The following is a 5,232-nucleotide window of genomic DNA, read 5'->3' as shown; positions in this document are numbered from 1 at the left end:
GATGGTAGGCGCTCTCGGCATGATCGCGGATGAAGATGTCGAGCTCGTCGTCCGACTGCATGTGGCTGCCCGGCGAGATTTCCTTGCCGCGATAGGGGTCGAACGCCGACTGCCCGAAGATCTCGCGCGTCAGCCTGATGCAGTGGCGGAACTCCGCCCAATCGTCTGGATGCGACATGTAGTTGAAGCGGATCACCGGCTTGGATTTCGGGTCCGGCGAACGCAGCGTCACCGAACCGCGCGACTTCGAGCGCATCGGTCCGACATGCGCCTGGAAGCCGTGCGATTTCGCAGCCGCCTTGCCATCATAGCGGACTGCCGCCGGGATGAAATGGTACTGGATATCGGGGTAGTCAACGCCGGCGCGCGAGCGCACGAAGGCCGCCGCTTCGAAATGGTTGGTGGCGCCAAGCCCGGTCTTGAGGAACAGCCACTGCGCCCCGATGAGCGCTTTCGAGAACGGATTCAGCACCGAATTGAGCGTGATCGGCAGCAATGATTCCTGCTGGATGTAGAGCTCCATATGGTCCTGCAAATTGCGGCCGACGCCGGGCCTGTCGGCCACCACCGGAATGCCGTTTTCGCGCAAATGTTCGGCCGGGCCGATGCCGGACAGCATCAGGATCTTCGGCGAATTGATCGACGATGCGGCGACAATCACCTCACGTCGCGCCTTAACAACCTGAATCTGTTTGTGAGCTTCGATCTCGACGCCGATGGCGCGCTGATTCTCGATGATCACCCGCCGCGCAAAGCCCTTGACCAGACTTACGTTTTTGCGCTTCAGCGCCGGCTTCAGATAGGCCGATGCCGCCGACCAGCGGCGACCGCCGCTGATGGTCTGCTCCATCGGCCCAAACCCTTCCTGCTTGGAACCATTGTAGTCTTCGGTCAGTTCGAACCCGGCCTGGCGACCAGCCTCGACAAAGGCGCCATAGAGCGGATTTTTACGCGAGCCGCGCTGCACATGCAGCGGCCCGCCATGGCCGCGCCAGCCATCCTCGCCGCCGTCCGAATTTTCCATACGCTTGAAATAGGGGAGCACGTCGGCGAAGCCCCAGCCGGCCGCACCCTCTTCGGCCCAATGGTCGAAATCGCGGGCGTGGCCGCGCACATATACCATACCGTTGATCGAGGACGAGCCGCCGATCACCTTGCCGCGCGGTGTCGTCAGCACACGGCCGCCGAGATGCGGCTCCGGCTCGCTGGCAAAGCCCCAGTCATAGAGGCTCATGTTGAGCGGGATCGACAGCGCCGACGGCATCTGGATCAGCGGCCCGATATCGCTGCCGCCGAATTCGATGACGATGACCGAATGCTTGCCGTCTTCAGACAGGCGATAGGCCATGGCCGAGCCGGCCGAGCCGGAGCCGATGATGACGAAATCTGCTTCAAGCATGGTTCATATGCGCCATGAAATCGGCGAGCGAGACATTGCCGCCGGTAGCCACAACAAGGGCGGTCTTGCCCCTCACATCCACCTTGCCGCCGAGCAGTGCGGCGAGCGAGGCGGCCCCCGAGGGCTCGAGCACCAGCTTCATGCGCTCGAAAGCGATCCGCATGGCGCTGCACACCGATTGGTCGTCGACGGTGATGCCGCGAACACCGGCGGTCTTGACTGCCGCGAAAGGCGCGTCGCCCGGCCGTCGCGACATCAGCCCGTCGCAGATCGACTTCGGCCCGATCGGCATCGTCTCGATGCTGCCATGTGCCAGCGACGAGCCCATGCCGTTGAAACCTTCAGGTTCGACGCCGATGATCTCAGTGGCGGGCGACAGATAGTGGAAGGCGAGCGAAACGCCGCCGATCAGCCCACCGCCACCGACCGAGCAGAACAAAAGATCGGCGCTGGCGCCTTTGGCTTCGAGTTGGTCAAGCGCTTCGAGGCCGGCGCCCGCCTGGCCGGCAACGATCTCCGGATCGTCAAATGGATGCAGCAGGGCCAAGCCTTCGGTCTCGGCGATCTCGCGTGCCTTGGCGGCGGCGACTTCCTCACGCGCGCGTTCGCCATGGTCGGTCAGCACGACGCGGGCGCCATAGCCGGCCGTAGCATCACGCTTGGCGGTCGGTGCGTCGATCGGCATGACGATGGTGACGGGAATGCCGAGCGCCTGGCCGGCAGCCGCCAGCCCTTGCGCGAAATTGCCGGAGGAGTAGGCGACGACGCCTTTCCTGGCCTCATCAGTGGAAAGCTGCTTCAGGCGCCAATAGGCGCCGCGCACCTTGAACGATCCGGCCCATTGCAGCGATTCCGGCTTGATGAAGACGCGGGCCGCACCCGTCTCGCGGGCCAGTGCCGCCGATTCCAGCAGCGGTGTGATCTGCGTCGCCCTGGAGGTGACGGCATAGGCCTGCTTGAGGTGGTCGAGGGAGGGGACGAGAAGGTCTGACATCATTCGCCTCGCGGATACCTTTTGCTCTCTTCGAGATTGTCGAGGTTCATGTGATTGCGCATGTAACGCTCGGACGCTTTTTGCAGCGGCTGGAAATCCCAGGGGTAATAGGCGCCGTTGCGCAGCGCCGGATAGACGACCCAGCGGCGCGCCTGGTTTTCGCGGACAGCGGCGTCGAAGCCGGCCATGTCCCAGCGCGCCTGGACCTTGTCCATGAATGCCGCCACCAGGCCCGCATTGGCCGCGTCGTCGGCCAGATTGTCCCGTTCGAGCGGATCGGCTTCGAGATCGAACAGTTGCGGCGGATCGAGTTCACAATGGACGAATTTGTATCTGCCGTCGCGGATCGCAACCAAGGGCGCGTTGGACCCTTCGGCCGCATATTCCATCAGCACCGGCGCGGTGCGCTCAATACCCTTGGTGAGCGGCAGCAGCGACTGGCCGTCGGTCCACGGCGCGATTGCAGCGATGTCGATGCCGGCGAGGTCGCAAAGCGTCGGCGCCACGTCAAGATTGGAAACCGGCGTCTCGATCAGCCCGGCGTGAACGCCCTTGCCGGCAATCATCAGCGGCACGCGCGCCGAGCCCTCGAAGAAGCTCATCTTGAACCATAGGCCGCGCTCGCCGAGCATGTCGCCGTGGTCCGAGCAGAACAGGATGATTGTGTCGTCGGCCATGCGGGTGCGCTCGAGAACATCCAGGATCTCGCCCAGCTTGTCGTCGACATAGGAGATGTTGGCGAAATAGCCCTGCCGCGAACGACGCACCTGTTCCGGCGTGATCTCGAAGGAAGGATAATCGCTGGCGTGGTACAGCCGCCGGGAATGCGCATCCTGCTCGTCATGCGCGATGAACCCGGTTTCCGGATCCAGCGCCTGGCAATGCTCATAGAGATCCCAATACTGCTTGCGCGCGACATAGGGATCGTGCGGGTGCGACAGCGAGACGGTGAGGCACCATGGCCGATGGCTCGCATCGTCCTGTTCGCGCGAAAGCTGATAGAGCTTCTGTGTGGCTAGGAACACGACCTCGTCGTCATACTCCATCTGGTTGGTGATCTCGGCAACGCCGGCGCCGGTCACCGAGCCCAGATTGTGATACCACCAGTCGATACGCTCACCGGGCTTGCGGTAGTCCGGCGTCCAGCCGAAATCGGCAGGGTAGATGTCGGTCGTCAGCCGTTCCTCGAAACCGTGCAACTGGTCCGGCCCGACGAAATGCATCTTGCCCGACAGGCAGGTGTAGTAGCCGGCGGCGCGCAGATGATGGGCGAAGGTCGGGATCGACGAGGCGAATTCGGCGGCATTGTCGTAGACGCCGGTGCGCGACGGCAATTGCCCGCTCATGAACGAGGCACGGCCCGGTGCGCAGAGCGGCGACGCCGTGTAGTTGTTGGCAAAGCGCGCCGATCGTGCGGCCAACGCTTTCAGGTGCGGTACGTGCAGAAACTCCGCCGGACCGTCGGGAAACAAGGTGCCGTTGAGCTGGTCGACCATGACGATCAGGAAGTTGGGTCGCTTCATTGTCACTGTTTGCACCGCTCACCGAGTTTGGTTCCGAGATAGTCCTCGACCAGCGCGATCGCGGTCGCGGCGTCGGGCACGCCGTCCTTCAGCGCCCGCCTGATGTAGAGCCCATCGATCATCGCCGCTGTCGCTTCGGCTGCGCGGTCGGCTTCGGCTCTGGGCAAGATGCCGGTCAGCCCGCTCATCAGGTTCGAATGCAGTCGCCGCGCATAGACCCTGAGCAGTCGGCGCAAGGCCGACGATTTCTGCGCTTCGACATAGAAGGCGAGCCAGGCGGCGATGGTTTCCGGCTGGAACTGGATGTCGGAGAAATTGACAGCCACCACGGCCGAAACGCGTTCGCGCGGGGTGGCAGCCGATTGAAGGGCGCGTCGCATGTCGATGGTCAGTTCGGCCAGGATGTGCCGCATCGTCGCCAGCAACAGTTCGTCCTTTGCGCCGAAATAGTGATGGGCAAGAGCCGACGAAACCCCGGCGCGTCCGGCGATCTCGGACATGGTGACGTCGAGCGAGCCGCGCTCGCCGATCGCCGAGATCGTCGCGTCGATCAGCGCCTTGCGGCGCAGCGGTTCCATTCCGACTTTCGGCATCTCGCGATGATCCTTTGAGAAAACAGGATTATTTTTTATTGACGCGTCAATCAACAAAAAAATCGACCGCGATCTTGGCTGTACCAAGCGATTGTCCTTCACGAAGTGGGCAGGATTGTTTATATTTGAACAATAAAGGCGAAATGCGCCCTGAGCCCACATGTTAGGCTGGCGCCAAGGATGGAGACCGCCATGACCGCATGCATCGTTGGCTGGGCGCATTCGCGCTTCGGCAAGCTCGAGGGCGAAACGCTCGAAAATCTGATCGTCAAGGTGGCAACCGACGCGCTCGACCATGCCGGCGTCGGTCCCGACGAGGTCGACGAGATCGTGCTCGGCCATTTCAACGCCGGCTTTTCGGCGCAGGATTTTACCGCCAGCCTGGTGCTTCAGGCCGACGACCGGCTGCGCTTCAAGCCGGCGACGCGCGTCGAGAACGCTTGCGCCACCGGATCGGCCGCGGTCCGTCAGGGCATCCGCGCCATCGACGCCAATGCCGCCCGCATCGTGCTGGTGGTCGGCGCCGAGCAGATGACGACGACGCCGGGGCCGGAGATCGGCAAGAACCTGCTCAAGGCGTCCTATCTGCCCGAGGACGGCGAGACACCGGCGGGTTTCGCCGGCGTCTTCGGCAAGATCGCGCAGGCCTATTTTCAGCGCCACGGCGACCAGTCGGATGCGCTGGCCATGATTGCCGCCAAGAACCACAAGAACGGCGTCGAC

Annotated in this window: 4 protein-coding genes and 1 pseudogene; 1 reads left to right on the top strand and 4 read right to left on the bottom strand. The window is 63.2% G+C overall.

The window, feature by feature from the left end; all coding sequences use genetic code 11:
- The 4 genes from betA to betI form a co-directional block, all read right to left on the bottom strand.
- A partial coding sequence (gene betA, locus EN749_RS30140; RefSeq protein WP_128364527.1) for a choline dehydrogenase occupies nt 1-1,399 on the bottom strand: 1,399 nt, incomplete at its 3' end.
- Entirely contained in the window at nt 1,392-2,393 is a 1,002-nt protein-coding gene (locus EN749_RS30135) for a threonine/serine dehydratase (RefSeq protein ID WP_127810949.1), read from the bottom strand. The genes EN749_RS30135 and betA, both read right to left, overlap by 8 nt.
- The gene (gene betC, locus EN749_RS30130; protein WP_164873877.1) at nt 2,393-3,922 is read right to left on the bottom strand and encodes a choline-sulfatase; all 1,530 of its coding nucleotides are present in this window, start codon (nt 3,920-3,922) and stop codon (nt 2,393-2,395) included. The genes EN749_RS30135 and betC overlap by 1 nt, the downstream gene beginning before the upstream one ends.
- The gene (gene betI / locus EN749_RS30125) at nt 3,919-4,509 is read right to left on the bottom strand and encodes a transcriptional regulator BetI (RefSeq protein WP_127810947.1); all 591 of its coding nucleotides are present in this window, start codon (nt 4,507-4,509) and stop codon (nt 3,919-3,921) included. The genes betC and betI overlap by 4 nt, the downstream gene beginning before the upstream one ends.
- Before the next feature lie 192 nt (nt 4,510-4,701).
- Here betI and EN749_RS30120 point away from each other — a divergent pair.
- Nucleotides 4,702-5,232 (top strand): annotated as a pseudogene (locus EN749_RS30120) (thiolase domain-containing protein); the annotation flags it as partial.

Origin of the sequence: Mesorhizobium sp. M7A.F.Ca.ET.027.02.1.1, assembly GCF_004022985.1 — a bacterium.
Classification (GTDB): domain Bacteria; phylum Pseudomonadota; class Alphaproteobacteria; order Rhizobiales; family Rhizobiaceae; genus Mesorhizobium.
The sequence above is the reverse complement of the archived record's forward strand: the minus strand, read 5'-3'. Positions and strand labels throughout refer to the sequence as shown.